Here is a 15,525-nt window from a genome sequence, read left to right as displayed (position 1 = left end):
TCGAGGCGTGTCGGGCGGCGTTGAGGGAGACACGGTCGTGGTCGATACAGGCGGCAGCAATCCGGGATCACAGGTGCAGCGGCGCCGTGGGTCCGGCTGGATCTGGTTGTCGGCGGTGGTCGTCGCGCTCCTGGTGATCGCGGGCGGTTTCGCGGCGATCGCACAGCCATGGACGCCGGAATTCCGGCACGGCGGGCTCACCGTGGCGCCGCCGCCGGATACGGGCCAGGTGTTTCCCGAGGTGGCGCCTGCCCGATCGGACGCGCCCGCGCCGACGGTGGCGGGGATCGCCGCGGCACTCGCGCCGGTGGTCGGGAACCCTGATCTGGGTGCTTTCGCGGGTCAGGTGACCGATCCGGGCAGCGGGGCGGTGCTGTGGAGTCAGGACCCGGCCAAGGCGATGATTCCGTCGTCGACGGCGAAGATCATGCTGGTCGCGGCGGCATTGCTGACGTTGCCCGATGATCAGCGGGTGGTCACGAAGGTGCTCGCCGGTGCGCCCGGCGAGCTGGTGCTGGTCGCCGGTGGGGATCCGACGCTCACCACGCAGGCCGCCGGTGGCTACTACACCGACGGCGCGCGGATCTCGGATCTGGCCGCGCAGGTGCGGGCCGCGGGCAGGCAGGCGAACGCGATCGTGGTCGACACATCCGCCTACTCCGGGCCGACCATGGCTTCGGGCTGGGATCCGATCGACATTCCGGAAGGGTCGATCACGCCGATCGAACCGATCATGGTCGATGGGGGCCGGTTCGACCCGTCGGCCGACTATTCCCCGCGCACCGCGAACCCCGCGCTCGACGCGGGCCGGGCACTGGCGGCCGAACTGGGTATCGACCCGGGTGCCGTGCGGGTCGGTCCGGCCGCGCAGAACGGGGCCCAGATCGCGAAGGTCGAATCGGCACCGCTGCGAGTTCGCCTGCACGACATGATGATTCATTCCGACAATGTGCTGGCCGAGACCATCGGGCGTGAGCTGGCGGTGGCGTCGGGACAGCCCGCGTCCTTCGCCGGAGCGGTCGCGGCTACCTCGGCGGCCCTGTCAGCGGCCGGCTTCGACATCACCGGACTGCACTTGGCCGACAACAGCGGGCTCTCCGTCGATGACCGGGTGTCACCGAAGCTGCTCGATTCGATCATGGCGACCGCCGCCAAGCCGACCGGCGCTGCGGCGGTGGTGCCCGCCGGAACACAGGCAAGGCCCGAAAACGACCCGCGCGCAGCGGCTCTCGCGCCGATGCTGGACTACCTGCCCGTCGCGGGCGGCACCGGCACGCTCGCGCCGCGCTTCGTCACGCAGAACCGCCAGGGTGCGGGGTGGGTTCGAGCCAAGACCGGAACTCTGAGCGTGGCCAGCGCGTTGGTCGGATATGTACTCGACCGCGATGGGCGGGTGCTCACCTTCGCACTCATGTCGAACGACAGGTTGCCGGAGCAGAGCAGGCCGGCGCTCGACGCGGTGGCGGGTGCCCTGCGCAACTGCGGATGCTCGTAGAGAACAGGTGGCTATGACCGACAAGACCGAGCGCAAGAGTTCCGGCTTCAGCGGAGCGGTGGATTGGCGGCTGGCCGCGCGGACGGGGGCGCTGCTCGCGCCCGCCGGGCCGCGCGTGTCGAGGGCGACGGCGGAACAGGTCGTCGCCGAGTTGGCGTCTGCCTCGGTGCTGGCCGAACTGCCGGTGCGTGAGGTCAGCGGGTTGCTCGACGATCGGCCGGTGCCGGAGGCGCGGATCGTCGACCGGCCGGGGTGGATCTCCGCGGCCGCCGATTCGATGTCGGTGCTCACCGGCATCGAGTCCGCCGACAGCGGCAGGCTCGTCGGGAAACCGGCGGGCGTCCAGGCCGGGACGATGCTGGCGTTCCTGTCCACCGCGATTCTCGGGCAGTACGACCCGTTCACCGGCGAGGACGGCACATTGCTGCTGGTCGCGCCCAATATTCTCGGTGTCGAACGGGCGCTCGGCGTCGATCCGAGCGACTTCCGGTTGTGGGTGTGCCTGCACGAGGTGACGCACCGGGTGCAGTTCTCGTCGGCGCCCTGGCTGGCCGGGTATATGCGCACCAATGTGGACATCTTGAGCGAGGTCGGCGAGGAGCCGATGAGCGAGATGCTCACGCGGTTGGTCGGTGAGGTGCGGGCCCGGCGCAATGGGGACAACGCCGACGATCCGAACAGCCGTGGCGTGGTCGGGCTGTTGCGTGCGGCCCAGGCGCCGCCGCAGCGAGAGGCGCTGGATCGGCTGTTGATGCTCGGCACGCTGCTGGAGGGGCACGCCGACCATGTGATGGACGCCGTCGGACCCGCTGTGGTGCCGACCGTCGCCGATATCAGGGCCGCCTTCGATCGGCGCAGACAGCGGCCTTCGAACCCGATTCAGCGGTTACTCAGGGCGCTGCTCGGGGTGGATGCGAAGGTCGCGCAGTACGTCCGGGGCAAGAAGTTCGTCGACGCGGTGGTCGAGCGGGTGGGAGTCGCGGAGTTCAACACGGTGTGGACGAACGCGGACACGCTGCCGCTGCTGGACGAGGTCGATGAGCCGGAGCGGTGGATTCGCCGGGTGCTGGGGTAGGTCGGCTCGGTAACCTGCAGAGATGATGATGTCGCCCGGCGGGTTGCGACTGCCGGAGACCGCGGCGGTGCTCGCTGTGCGGCGAGGTGTGCGGGACTGGGTCGCGGGGCAGGGCGGGCGCGGGCCGGTAGTCGTCGGGTTGTCCGGTGGGGCTGATTCGCTGGCTCTGGTGGCTGCCGCTGTCGTCGAGGCGGGTGCGGTGACCGCGGTGGTGGTCGATCATCGATTGCAGGAGGGGTCGGGAGAGGTTGCCGAGCGGGCGGCTGAACAGGCGCGCGGGCTCGGGTGTGTGGCGGCGGTGGTTGTTCCTGTCGAGGTGGGGCGTGCGGGCGGGGTGGAGGCAGCTGCACGGACGGCTCGGTACGCGGCGCTGGAGTCGATGCGGGACGGGCGGCCGGTGTTGCTCGGGCACACCCTCGATGATCAGGCAGAGACCGTGTTGCTCGGGTTGGCGCGCGGGTCCGGGGGCCGGTCGATTCAGGGAATGGTGGCGTGGAATTCGCCGTGGGGGAGGCCGTTGCTCGGGGTGCGGCGGGCACAGACGGTGCAGATGTGTGCTGATCTCGGGATCGAACCGTGGGACGACCCGCACAACGCCGACCCCGGATACACCAGAGTGCGGGTGCGCAACGAAGTGCTGCCGCTGCTCGAAGAGGTGCTCGGGGGCGGGGTGGCCAAGGCGCTGGCGCGCACCGCCGATCAGCTCCGCGCGGATGGCGCGGTCCTAGATACCTACGCTGACGAGCTACTTCGGGCTGCGCGCGCGATCGGCACCGCTGCGGACAGTGGTCCCGGCGACACCGATCGGCCCACGCTGTCGATCGAGATCCTGGCCACTGCGCCGCCCGCACTGCGTCGCCGGGCCGTGCGCACCTGGCTCGCCGATCAGGGTGTCGCCGGGCTCATGAACGCCCATTTACAGGCGATCGACGAGCTGGTGAGCAACTGGCGCGGGCAGGGCGGGGTGGCTGTGGGGGGCGGATCGAGGGACCACAGGTTGGTCGTGACGCGCGAACATGGCACGCTGGCGGTGCGAGCACAGCCGCGCATTTGATGCCACGAAGGGACACCCACTTCCGTGTACGGAGACGACATCGCATCGGTGCTGATCACCGAAGACGAGATCAAAGCCAAGATCGAGGAACTGGCCGAGCTCGTCGCCAAGCGATACCCGCCCGATTCCCCCGAAGGCGACCTCCTGCTGATCTGCGTTCTCAAGGGCGCGATCTTCTTCATGACCGACTTCGCCAGGGCGCTGTCGATCCCCACCCAGCTCGAATTCATGGCCGTGTCGTCCTACGGGTCGTCCACCTCGTCCTCGGGCGTGGTGCGGATCATGAAGGACCTGGACAAGGACATCGCGGGCCGCAACGTCCTGATCGTCGAGGACATCATCGACTCGGGTCTGACCCTGTCCTGGCTCAAGCGCAACCTGTCCACCCGCAACCCGGCCTCGCTGGAAGTAGTCACCCTGCTCCGCAAGCCCGACGCTCTGCGCACCCCCGTCGACGTCGCCCATGTCGGCTTCGACATCCCCAACGAATTCGTCGTCGGCTACGGCCTCGACTACGCCGAGCGCTACCGCGACCTCCCCTACATCGGCACCCTCAACCCAGCGGTGTACTCCTAGTTCTCGCCGGGGGATCGACCACTCTGATCAGTGCCCGGATATCGGCTTCGATCGCGCGGAACAGCACGTAGGAGCCGATGAAGGCGATGACGCTGCCGAGGTAGACCGCGCGCAGCGAGACCAGGGTCGGCAGCAGATCCTCGGTGGGAAGCAAGGTGATGGCGACCATCGCGATCAGCGGGATGGACGCGGCGACCGCCAGGTACCAGCCGCAGCGCTGGAGAAGTCCGCGCAGCGCTGCGGCATCGGTGTGGAACCGGTGGCCTTGCTGGAGGAAGATCGGGTAGACACAGCGGACCATGTAAAAGGTGATCAGGAAGAACGCGTAGGTCACCGCGACCGCGCACCCGATGGCGTTCGACGTCAGGAATTGCACCGTGGTGCGGGTCCCCAGGTGACCGGTGCTGGCCTTCACCGTCGCGGGCAGAACAGCGGCCGCTGTGACCCAGAACAGCACCGCGACAACAACTGCCCGGTCGCCCAGGTACAGCGATTGCCTTCCGGCCTGCGCCAGTGCGCCGGTGCTCACGCGCCGTCCGGCACGCAAGGCGCGCGGAATCAGGATCGCGTGGCGGGACAGGTAGACCAGTATCACCGCGCCGAGCGCGAAAGCCATCACATTGGTGACCACCGAGACGATGTGCACCGCTTCGCGAGCGGCGGGTTCGAGCCGCTGCACCAGCAGGCCGGAGTTCTGCCAGGTCTTGTACCGCACGGCGAGCGCGTTGGGCACCGCGATCGCCAGTGCCATCAGCGGCACCATGAAGGGCCGCAAGCGAATTCGGTAGGAACCGGCGGGCGGGTCGACCAGGTTTCGGCTGCGCGGGTCCAGGCACAGATCGAACTGCTCGGCGAGAACCGTGCCGTCGGGCCAGCGGTCTGTTCGTTCAGGTCGCAAGCAGCGCAACAACACCCGGCGCAGTGCGGGCGGGCAGTTCGGCGGAAGCCGGCGCATTGCCGAATCACTCACGCCCGCACTCCGCGAGGTGAGCATTGCTTCGAGTCTGGTCCGATCGCCCCAGGCGGGGTCGTCCGCGCCGGTGTCGTCGAACGGCTTTGTGCCGGTGAGCAATTCCCAGAGCAGCACGCCCAGTGAGAAGAGATCGGAGCGTGCTTCGAGGTCGGCGGCACTGCGATCGTGGCCGGGATGGCTGGCCTCGAGCTGCTCGGGTGACATGTAGGCGAGCGACCCGCCGAAATACGAGAGCGGGCTGGTGCCGGCCTTCTCGCTGAAGCTGATATTGAAATCGGCGAGCTTGGGCACACCCTCGGCCGTGAGCAGGACATTCGCCGGCTTCACATCACGGTGCAGCACGCCACGGTCGGCCGCGTGATCGAGCGCCGCGGCCAGGCGCCTGCCCAGCCAGGCCACGGTGTCGGGCCAGCTGAGTTCGGCGATCTCGCGGCGGACGCTCGAATCCGACGGACGGATTTCGCCCTTCTCCGCCATCGCCGCATCGATCGCGTCGAGCAGGAGCCTGCCGCTGCGTTCGGCGGGTGGGGTCGCGCGCACCCAGCGCAGCAGCCCGAGCAGGGTGCCACCGGGCAGGAATTGCATGTACAGCAGACGCAGGCGGGGTGAGCCGTCGTCCGGTGGATCGAGCACCAGCTGATCGAAGACACGCACGATGTACTCGTGGTCGAGCTGGGCCAGGGTTTGTGGCTCGGTGCCGCTGTCGGCGGAGATCTTCACCGCGACCAACCGCTGCATCGAGCGCTGCCTGGCGAGGAAGACCCGGGCGAACGCGCCCGAACCGAGTTCGGTGAGCAGCTCGAAGTCGCCTATTCGCGCGCCCGCCTCGAACCGGTCGAGCCCGCGACGATCGGTGGGGTGCATAGTGGCGGTGCGGTCGAGCGAGGGACGGGTCGCCTCGGTGATGACTGTCGAGCTCACGACGGGGCATACGGGCGCGGGCCCGCGGAAGTTCATCCCTGCCGGACATCGTCAGCTGACTACGCGTTCCAGGGCTTTCAAGTCGGCTTCCAGCGCCCGGAAGAGCAGGTAGGAGGCGATGAAGGCGAAGATGCCGCCGACGCAGAGGACCCGGACGGCGACGATCACGGCCGGGATATCGCCGGGCGGGAGGAAGGTGACACCCGCTACCGCGAGCAGGGGGACCGAGGCCGCGACCGCGAGGTACCAGGTGCAGCGGCGGCTCAGCGCGCGGAGCCAGGTGCTGTCGTCGGTACTGATCTCACCGTGGCGAAGGAAGATCGGGTAGATGCAGCGGACCAGGTAGAACGTCACGAGGAAGAACGGGTAGGCGACGGCGATCGCGCCGCAGACCAGCAGGGATGCGAGGAAGTGGACCACGGCGCGGCTGGGGACGTCACCCGCGGCCAATCGCAGCGCGATCGGAAAGGTGAGTCCGGATATCGCCCACAGCGAGAACACGACGATCACGACCCGGTCGCCGATGCGCAAGGTGTCGTGCCTGGTGCGGCGCAGGATCTCTGGGTCGTAGCGGCGGCCGTGGCGAAGCCCGCGCGGCACGGAGAGCACGAAACGGGCGAGGTAGATGAGCACCGCGGCGCCCAGCGGGAAGAAGACCACGTTCACACCCGCGGTGATCACGACGAACGATTGCTGGGCGGTCTCGCTGAGCCGGCTCACCACCAGATTCTGGTTGTGCTGAATGTTGTACCAGGAAGCAAGTGCGTTGGGAACGCCGATCGCCAAGATCATCACCAGCAACGGCCACTTGCGCCACTGCATCCGCCAGCTGTTCGGCGGCGGGTCGACGAGGTCGCGGGCGCGGGCGTCCAGGCACAGGTCGAACTGCTTGGCCAGCACGCCACCGTCGGCCCAGCGACGCGACCTGTCCGGGTCGAGGCAGGTCAGCAGGACGCGGCGCAGGGCAGTGGGACAGTTCGCCGGAACTCGGTCCAGCGCGGCGGGGTCGACGCCGACGGTTCGTCGTTCGAGCATCGCTTCGAGAGTGGTCTCGTCGCCACGACCCTCGGCTTCGGCGGTGCTGTCGTCGAACGGCTTCGCGCCGGTCAGCAGTTCCCACAGGACGACGCCGAGGGAGAAGATATCGCTGCGGGTGTCGAGGTCGGCGGCGGTGCGGCCGAGGCTGGGGTGACAGGCCTCCAGCTGTTCGGGCGACATGTAGGACAGCGATCCGCCGAAGTAGGCCACCGGGCTTGTCCCTGCGACGGTGCGGCTGAAACTGATGTTGAAGTCGGCGAGCTTGGGGACACCTTCGGCGGTGAGCAGCACATTCGCCGGTTTCACATCGCGGTGCAAGACCCCGTGCTCGGCCGCGTAATCGAGGGCCTCGGCCAGCCGCCTGCCCAGCCACGCGACCGTTTCCGGCCAGCTCAGGGCGGCGATTTCGGAGCGCACGCTCGAATCGGTCGGGCGGATCTCGCCCTTCTCCTCCATGGCCGCGTCCACCGCGTCGAGCAGCAGTTTGCCGCTGCGCTCGGCGGGTGGGGTCGCGCGGACCCAGCGCAACAGGCCGAGCAGGGTGCCGCCGGGCAGGAACTGCATGTAGAGCAGGCGCAGGCGTCGCGAACCCGAGGGGGCCGAGTCGGTGTCGAGCAGCCGTTGGTCGAACACGCGCACGATGTAGTCGTGGTCGAGCTGGGCCAGGGTCTGGGGTTCGGTGCCGCGGTCGGCGGAGATCTTCACCGCGACCAGACGCTGCATCGACGTCTGCCGGGCCAGGAAGACGCGCGCGAACGCACCCGCACCGAGCCCGGTGAGCAGCTCGAAATCGCCGATGCGCTGGCCGACCTCGATGCGGTCGAGCGGCTCGAACTCGCCGGGCCCCGAGTGCGCGACCGTCGCGGCCGACGTGGCGGTCGCGGTGAGGTCGAGATGCGGGCTGGTCACGTGGGTACTACGAGTCGAGTCCGGCGTTCGGTTCATCGTCGCGTCGAGATCGTCGGACCGATGGGTGCTCTGATCGAGCTCGTCGGTATTGAGCAGACCGCGCAGACTGGCCGCCTGCTCGGGGTATTCGCGCAGGCAATCGCGCGGATCGACGCGTTCGCCGCTGTGCCTGCGGATGACGAATTCCTCGAACACCAGTCCGGCGGGTAGCGTCGCGCGATCGAGTTCGGGGAACTCGGCGCAGTAGTTGATCAGCCGCTTGCGCGCGATGTCGGTGCCCGTGTGATGCAGCCAGCGCTGGCGCAGGTCGACCCGGATCAGTTCGTGCAGCGCCTGCGCGCGCAGGGTGGCGGCGTCGGGGAGGAACTCGGCGATCTCGGGCGGGCGCTCGGCGGCCGTACCCCACGCGGCGGCGAACGCCTCGACCATGTCGGCGCGCACATTCGTGGCCCGACCGGCTGTCTCGTCGGGTTGTTCCCCGCTTCCGGTGCTATCGCTCATCAACCGACCTAAGAGTTCGCGCGGATCGGTGCGAAATTCATTCCGCCACACCCGCCGCCATCGCCGGAGAGCTGTACTAGAAATGATAACTTGCGCCTCTAGAGCTGATCACCCGAATTTCGACGACCATGCGACGGGGGCGAATCCGCAGATGAACGAAGACCTCACAGCGGTAGCATGGGAGTCCGTCGACGACGACGGCGTAACGGACGCTGAGGTGACGATGGACTCGTCCCGCCCTCCTGCCGACGAATACCCCATCGGCGGCCCCGCTGCGGCGCTGGCCGCCCGGGTCCGCGCCGGCACCATCACGCCCGCCGACGTCACCGCCGACGCGCTCGCCCGAATCGCCTCGGAGAATCGCAAGATCAACGCGTTCACGGTGGTGCGAGCCGAGCGGGCCAGAGCCGAAGCGCGGGAACTGGCCGCCAGACTGGACCTCGACGAGCTGCCGCTGGCGGGTGTGCCGGTGGCGGTGAAGCAGAACATCGCGGTGACCGGGGAGCAGACCCGCGCGGGTTCGGCGGCCACCTCCGCCGAGCCCGCGAGCCTCGATCACCCGGTGGTGGCCCGGCTGCGGGCCGCGGGCGCGATCGTTGTCGGGTTGACGGCCATGCCGGAACTCGGTTTGTGGGCGAGTACCGACTCCGAAGGGTGTGTCACGCGCAATCCACGCGATGTCGGCCGGTCACCGGGGGGATCCTCGGGTGGCGCGGCCGCCGCGGTGGCCGCCGGACTCGTTCCGATCGCGCACGGCAACGACGGCCTCGGGTCGATCCGGGTGCCCGCCGCCGCGTGTGGAGTTTTCGGGATCAAGCCGGGTAGACACGTCGTGCCCTCGCAGATCGGCGCCGATTCCTGGGCGGGACTTGCCGAGAACGGCGTGCTTGCGACAACGGTGTCGGACGCGGCACTGGCGCTGTCGGTGCTGGCGGGCCGCTCCGACCTGGCCGAACTACGCAAGCCACAGCGACTACGCATCGGGCTGGCCGTGGCTCCGCCGTCGCGACTGGTCCGCATGGATCGGCATTGGACGGCGGCGGCGCGCACCGCGGGTGCGCGAGCGGCGGTGGCCGGGCACGAGGTGCAACCGGTCGAGCTGCCCTACGGCGACACGGCGCTGTTGATGCTGCTGCGCTGGCCGAGCGCGGGTCTGGCCGACGCCGACGCGCTCACGAAGCCCGAACTACTCCAGCAACGCACCCGGCGTCATCTGGCGCTCGGCCGAGTGATCCGGCGCCTTGGCTTGGTGCGCCCCAGCCAGATCGACCGGACCGAAGCCAGACTGCTCGAATTCTTCGAGAACTTCGACGTGGTGATCACGCCGACGCTCGCCGCGCCGCCGCCGAAGGCCCGGCAGTGGAGCGGGCGCGGGTGGCTCGCGAATGTCGTGTCCTCGGCGCGCTACGCGCCGTTCACCGGGCTGTGGAATCTGCTCGGCTGGCCCGCGGCGTCACTGCCGATGGGCACGCACCCCGAGGCGCACACCCCATTGGCCGCGCAACTGGTCGGTCCGCCGGGGAGCGAGGCCACCTTGCTCGGCCTCGCCGCCCAACTGGAACTGTCGAATCAGGCTTAGACCGCGATCGGCTGCGGCTGCGGTGTCGGCTCCGAGAAACCGCCGTCGACTGCGCGACCGGCGAATTCCAGAATGGTCGGGCGCGTGTCGTCGGCCCGCCATGCCACCGCCAGCTCACACGGGGTGAGACCGGCGACCGGACGCGCGGTCAGCCCGGGCCAGCGGTACATCGGCACATTGTTCTCGGCCAGCAGACACACACCGAGGCCGAGGCTCACGGCCTCCAGCTTGTCCTCGGGGGTGGCCGCCTCGGCGCCGATCTTGGCCGCCTTGCCGCCACGGGCATCGTTGCCGAGCCAGAAGTCGCGCACCGCGCCCGCCTCGGTGGGCAGGGCGACGAAGGACTCGTCGAGCAGATCGGCGAAGTCGATGCTGTCCTGCTCGGCCAGCGGGTGCGTTTCGGGCAGCAGCACCCAGCGCGGCTCGGTGCGCAGCACCTGCCAGCGATAACGGTTGGGGTCGGGCAGCGGCAACCACACCAGCGACAGGTCGGCCTGTCGACCGGCCAGGCCACTGGACGGGTCGTTCCACGACGCGGCGTGCAGGGCGAGGCGGTGACCGCTCGCGCTCTCCAGGTCGTTGAGCAGACCGCGGCCGAGCGCGGACTGGATACCGACGCGCAGCACCTCGCCTGCTTCCTGGAGGGACACGTTGGTCACCTCCCACAGCTCGAGGATCTTGCGTGCGCCTTCGAGGAGTTCCTTACCGGCGACGGTAAGGGCGACACTGCGCTGGTTGCGGTCGAACAGGACCACGTCGAGCTGGCGTTCGAGCTGGCGGATCTGGCGTGACAACGTCGGCTGAGCGATGTGCAACCGCTGTGCGGCGTTGGTGAAATGCAGTTCCTCAGCGACGGCGACGAAATACCGCAGATCGCGCAAATGCGGGTCCATAGCACCTTGCTATCAGAATCGGTCGGGAAAATCCAGCCAAAACGGGCAAGGAAGTTCGCGGAGGTGGATCAAAACAGTCACCAGGTTGGTAACGCACAGCATATGGCCTGACATGGTGAGCTGCACCATCGGATTGTCTATTGCTCGCGGCGATCGGCTGTGGAGCGGATCTGCGGTGTATCTGGGCAGCTGACCAGCGAAAATGCGTCAGCGTTCACACTCGCTGCGCGGATGTGGCCCGCGCCGCCTCGCTGCCGTGCGCGCCGAAAGGTGCCGCTGACCACGGCGCCCGCGCCCCGGAAGGTTAGGGGGTGACATTCGTCACAAACAAGTTTCGAAGGCGGCGAATCCGGCTGCGCGCGAGTGCGCGTCGCAGCCGGAAAACAGCTATTCGCTCTTCTTGAGGCGAAGCACCGCGGGCAGGTCGATCCGGCGCATCCCACGCGCACCGGCGGCCCGCATCGCGGCGACCGCGACGACAAGCTTGTTCATGTCGTACGGGTACCAGAACAATTCCTTGCCCATGGTCGGCAGCTTCGGCTTCGTCATCGCCTGCGCGCGACAGTATTTCCGCAGGCCCGACGCACCGCCCCAACGCGCGCCGACGCCGGACATGCCCCAGCCGCCCATCGGCATCGCGGGATTGAACAGGTTCGAGAACACGTCGTTGATGTTCACCGCGCCCGTGTTCAACTGCCTGGCTACGCGTTCGCCGCGCGCCTTGTCGCCCGTCCAGACCGATGCCGAGAGGCCGTAGATCGAATCGTTGGCCAGCCGGATCGCCTCGGCCTCGTCGGCCACCTTCATCACCGGCAGCGTCGGGCCGAAGGTCTCCTCGGCGACGCACGACATCGAATGGTCCACATCGACGAGCACGGTCGGCTCGAAGAAGGTGCCGACGCCGGTGCGTTTGCCGCCGGTGGTCACGCGGGCGCCCGCGGCCACCGCGTCGTCGACGTGGCGCTGCACGATCAGCACCTGGTTCTCGTTGGCCAGCGCGCCGACGTCGTTCTTCGATTCGCGACCGTCGGCGCCCTGGCGCAGCGCGGCGACCGCCGCGGTCAGCTTCGTGACGAACTCGTCGTAGACCGGCGCCTCGACGTAGACCCGCTCGACCGAGATGCACACCTGCCCGGCGTTGAACATGCCGCCGAAGGCGATGCCGTGCGCGGCGCGGTCGATGTCGGCGTCAGCGAGCACGATCGCCGGGTCCTTGCCGCCGAGCTCGAGGCTGTAGGGCACCATCCGCTCCGCGCAGGTGGCCGCGATGTTGCGGCCGGTCGCGGTGGAACCGGTGAACTGGATGTAGTCGGCGTTCTCGACGACGGCCGCGCCGGTCGCGCCCGCGCCGGTGACCACCTTGAACACCGGCGGGGCACCGATCTCGGCCCAGCCGCGGGCCAGCTCCACCGCGGACAGCGGCGTCACCTCCGACGGCTTGAGGATCACCGCGGCGCCGGCGGCCAGCGCGGGGAACACGTCGATCGCGGGCATCGCGAGCGGGAAGTTCCACGGCGTGATCACCCCGACCACGGGATAGGGCCGGTAGGCGACGGTCAGCGACTTCACCCGCGCGAGCGGGCTGTGCGGGGACGGGTGCTCGTCGGCGAGGAACTTGCCCGCCCGGCGCGCGTAGTAGCCGAGGATGTCCACCGCGAACGCCGGATCGATGATCGCGTCGACACGCGGCTTGGCGGTCTCGGACTGCAGCACCGCGGCCAGGTGCTCGGTGTTGTCGATCAGCCAGTCCTGCATCTTCAGCAGCCACATCTTGCGGCCCGCCGGTCCGATCGCTTCCCATTCGGGCTGATAAAGACGCAGTTCCCGCACCGCGGCCGCCACGTCGTCCGGCGTGGTGACCGGCACGGTACCGGCGAGTTCGCCCGTCGCCGGATTGTGTACTTCGATCACCGAGGCGGTCTTGTCGAGTTCGCTCACCGGTCGCTCCTCACGCATTGTCAAGAATTCAGCTCACCGAACTATCGCGCGCGTCCCAGCAATAAGGAGGCGGCGTACCTACTCAGGAGTAGGGAAATCGGTGCGGTACCTATGGCGTTTCCTGAACCTCACTCTCGCGCGCCGCGATCCGGCGCAGCGGCGGCTCGGTGGGCGGCGGGACCCGGCGATCGGGGAGCTCGGCCAGCAGCGCTGTCGTGGCCGCGGCGATGGCCGCGACAGCTTTGTCGACGGCGGGTTTGGTGGCGCTACTCAGGCCGGAGATGCCGCCGACTTTGCGCACATATTGCAAGGCGGCAGCGTAGATCTCCTGCTCGGTGGCGGCAGGCTCCAGACCACGCAAGACGGTGATATTTCTACACATGACAGAACCATAGACCTGTGAGGCATGACACGACAGGCGAAGAATAAGCGGATCTGAAAATCTCGTAACCCACGTGAGATTCGCAGGCCGCCCGTGATCGCCGTCACCGCACTAGACTCGGCCGCATGCCTGCCAGGGGAGTACCAGCGCTGACCACTTTTCCCTACCCGGAACTAGATGAGCGCGAAGAAGATCACTGGTCGGGCGCGGGTGTGAGCGACGACGAACTGCGCGCACTCGCACTCGGTGCCTTCTATTCCACGCGCTGGGACGCCTTCCACGACGCGATGCTGCTCGGCCCCGAACGCGAGCACCCACTCGGTGACCGCCGTGAACTCGCCATCGACACCCTCACCGGTGCCTGGGGCATCACCGACGGCACCGAAGCCCGCGCCTCGATGGAGCAGCTGCTCGAGGGCATGCACGGACCGTTGTATTCGCTGGTGCATCCGCTGGTGATGGCCTCGGTCAATGCCAGTGAGCGTGACCGTTTCGGTGAGCGTGCCGACAAGCAGCGCGCGTTTCTCCGTCAGGTCGGTTCGTTTCGGGGGATGGACAACCCTGAGGCGCTGGTCCGCGACTACGACATCTGGGCCCAGGCCATCAAGATCGGCTTCACCGACCATCTATCGCGCCCACTACCCAACGACATCCACGCCTGGGACCTGGCCCGTGTCGTCGCGGTGGCCCGCATGGCGTTCACCGCGGGTTACATCGACGCCGACGTGGCGTGGGAGTACTGCATGCGCGCGCTGGTCCCCGCGCAGCGTCGCTACCGCAACTGGCGCCAGTTCGGCGACGCCTACCTCACCGGCTGGACCTACTGGCAGGCCACCGAGGACCTCGCGGAACTGAAGAACGGCGGCGTCGACCGGCGGATGGAACTGGTGCGGCTGTGGACCAGGCCCACCAGCCCGTGGCGCCGGATCGAGCTCAACGAGCCGGAGCAGAAGGCGGAAACCGAAGCGACCGAACCGAATTGAGTATTCGGTTCGGCCGCCGGTGATTACAGGCTGCGCAGAATCCCGCGGCCGTAGCGCTGGAATTGCGTGTCGTCGACCATGCCGAGTGAATGCCGCTCGACCAGTAATTCCCACTCCGCGTAGAGCTGGTTGACACCCGGGTCGGCGGGCCCCGCGGCACCGTCGGCGGCCTGCCTGCGGACGGCGAAGTTCACCGCGCAGGTGACCCGTTCGGTATCGGCGCGATCGACGCCCGCGAAATGCAGGGTGCGATTGCCGTCGTTGATGTCGATGCCGGATCCGCCGTGGCGCGTATCGACCTCACCCGGCGCCGAGCGCGTGCCCTCGACGGTGCGGGCGCCGAGAATCGCGGCCACCGCCAATTCGAAGGCATAGCGTTCGCCGCTGCCGATGGAGATGAACAGCACCCGGGAAGTGGTCGCCGCGAGCAGGCCGGTGCCCGATCCCGCGGGCGGGGTGGCCACGGCGATGGCCGTTTCCAAGACGTACTCATCGGGGGTGACGTACCGGTTCAGCGCGGTGACGGCCGATCGGGCGTCTTTGCGCGGCGCCATGCGGCGCACAGCGCGCTCGACATCGGCGCGGGTGGGACCCGATTTGCCCCACTCGGGGGCGGGCGGGGTGAGATCCGGCGCGGCCACGTCGATGCGCTGGGTCCCCATGATCTGGTCGTTGATCCGGTCGACGATGCCGAGGGCGGCAGGCACGTCGTGCTCGGCGATGAGTACCGGAAGGGGAGTGCGGTCGGCGGGAACCCCGGTGAGGACCGCCGTGGGATAACGCAGATAGATCTCGATCACCACCGCTTCGTCGGCGCGCCGATTGAGGCGCACCTTGAGCAGATCGGCAATGGGAACGTCGAGAACACGTTCGCCGTCGGTACCCGGCCGGAGGACGACGAGCCGTCCACCGCCGTGGCGCAGAATCGCTGTGGGTGTTCGTAGCTCGACGATGTCTATACCCCCTGCGCTGTAGTTGTGTCGTCGCCCACGATAAGGCGGGCATGACATGATTGTGGCCACTTGCCACAACCCGGTCGGAGCGTTCGGGAACCTCTTGCGTTCTCCGGCCGTTTACCAGTGCAACTGCACCAGCAGCCGAACTGCGCGATGTATCGAACTAGACCGTACGCGGTAACGTGGCATGTCCGCATCCGAAACCCGCCGATCTCGACGCTTCGCTAGCACACCCGGAGTAATAACCGGAAA

General features: G+C 68.3%; 12 protein-coding genes. 6 read left to right on the top strand and 6 right to left on the bottom strand.

Going from position 1 to position 15,525, the window contains the following annotated elements; translation table 11 throughout:
* The first annotated feature begins 37 nt into the window (after window positions 1-37).
* The 4 genes from dacB to hpt are packed head-to-tail and all read left to right on the top strand — an operon-like array spanning window position 38 to window position 4,200.
* Entirely contained in the window at window positions 38-1,495 is a 1,458-nt protein-coding gene (gene dacB / locus ACFWPK_RS21835; protein WP_378918506.1) for a D-alanyl-D-alanine carboxypeptidase/D-alanyl-D-alanine-endopeptidase, read from the top strand.
* A 13-nt stretch (window positions 1,496-1,508) separates the two neighbouring features.
* On the top strand, window positions 1,509-2,570 hold the full coding sequence (locus ACFWPK_RS21830) for a zinc-dependent metalloprotease (protein ID WP_378918504.1): 1,062 nt from the start codon (window positions 1,509-1,511) through the stop codon (window positions 2,568-2,570).
* 22 nt (window positions 2,571-2,592) lie between these two features.
* Entirely contained in the window at window positions 2,593-3,624 is a 1,032-nt protein-coding gene (gene tilS / locus ACFWPK_RS21825) for a tRNA lysidine(34) synthetase TilS (RefSeq protein WP_378918502.1), read from the top strand.
* A gap of 24 nt (window positions 3,625-3,648) precedes the next feature.
* A complete protein-coding gene (gene hpt / locus ACFWPK_RS21820) occupies window positions 3,649-4,200 on the top strand; it encodes a hypoxanthine phosphoribosyltransferase (RefSeq protein ID WP_056819061.1) in 552 nt (183 codons plus the stop codon).
* Here the strand turns inward: hpt and ACFWPK_RS21815 are convergent.
* Both ACFWPK_RS21815 and ACFWPK_RS21810 read right to left on the bottom strand, forming a co-directional pair.
* On the bottom strand, window positions 4,178-6,094 hold the full coding sequence (locus ACFWPK_RS21815) for a serine/threonine-protein kinase (protein WP_378918500.1): 1,917 nt from the start codon (window positions 6,092-6,094) through the stop codon (window positions 4,178-4,180). The genes hpt and ACFWPK_RS21815 overlap by 23 nt on opposite strands.
* 51 nt (window positions 6,095-6,145) lie before the next feature.
* Window positions 6,146-8,542 (bottom strand): protein kinase, encoded by a 2,397-nt coding sequence (locus ACFWPK_RS21810; protein ID WP_378918498.1) that lies wholly within the window; start codon window positions 8,540-8,542, stop codon window positions 6,146-6,148.
* A 151-nt stretch (window positions 8,543-8,693) separates the two neighbouring features.
* Here ACFWPK_RS21810 and ACFWPK_RS21805 point away from each other — a divergent pair, with 151 nt between their 5' ends.
* On the top strand, window positions 8,694-10,121 hold the full coding sequence (locus ACFWPK_RS21805) for an amidase (RefSeq protein ID WP_378918496.1): 1,428 nt from the start codon (window positions 8,694-8,696) through the stop codon (window positions 10,119-10,121).
* On the opposite strand, the gene ACFWPK_RS21800 is transcribed toward ACFWPK_RS21805, so the two are convergent.
* From ACFWPK_RS21800 to ACFWPK_RS21790, 3 genes are all read right to left on the bottom strand, one after another.
* Window positions 10,118-11,014, bottom strand: a complete 897-nt coding sequence (locus ACFWPK_RS21800; RefSeq protein WP_378918494.1) for a LysR family transcriptional regulator — start codon at window positions 11,012-11,014, stop codon at window positions 10,118-10,120. The genes ACFWPK_RS21805 and ACFWPK_RS21800 overlap by 4 nt on opposite strands.
* 387 nt (window positions 11,015-11,401) lie before the next feature.
* A complete protein-coding gene (locus tag ACFWPK_RS21795; protein ID WP_378918492.1) occupies window positions 11,402-12,952 on the bottom strand; it encodes an aldehyde dehydrogenase family protein in 1,551 nt (516 codons plus the stop codon).
* Between the two features lie 109 nt (window positions 12,953-13,061).
* Window positions 13,062-13,334, bottom strand: coding sequence for a DUF2277 domain-containing protein (locus tag ACFWPK_RS21790; protein WP_378918490.1), 273 nt, complete (start codon window positions 13,332-13,334; stop codon window positions 13,062-13,064).
* A gap of 125 nt (window positions 13,335-13,459) precedes the next feature.
* On the opposite strand from ACFWPK_RS21790, the gene ACFWPK_RS21785 reads away from it, so the two are divergent.
* A complete protein-coding gene (locus tag ACFWPK_RS21785; RefSeq protein WP_378918488.1) occupies window positions 13,460-14,317 on the top strand; it encodes a DUF1266 domain-containing protein in 858 nt (285 codons plus the stop codon).
* Between the two features lie 23 nt (window positions 14,318-14,340).
* Here the strand turns inward: ACFWPK_RS21785 and ACFWPK_RS21780 are convergent, their stop codons facing one another.
* Window positions 14,341-15,339: a hypothetical protein gene (locus tag ACFWPK_RS21780; RefSeq protein ID WP_378918486.1), complete on the bottom strand. Its 999-nt coding sequence runs from the start codon at window positions 15,337-15,339 to the stop codon at window positions 14,341-14,343.
* Window positions 15,340-15,525 lie beyond the last annotated feature (186 nt).

The sequence above is a fragment of the Nocardia sp. NPDC058519 genome (assembly GCF_042719755.1).
Taxonomy (GTDB): domain Bacteria; phylum Actinomycetota; class Actinomycetes; order Mycobacteriales; family Mycobacteriaceae; genus Nocardia.
The sequence above is the reverse complement of the archived record's forward strand: the minus strand, read 5'-3'. Positions and strand labels throughout refer to the sequence as shown.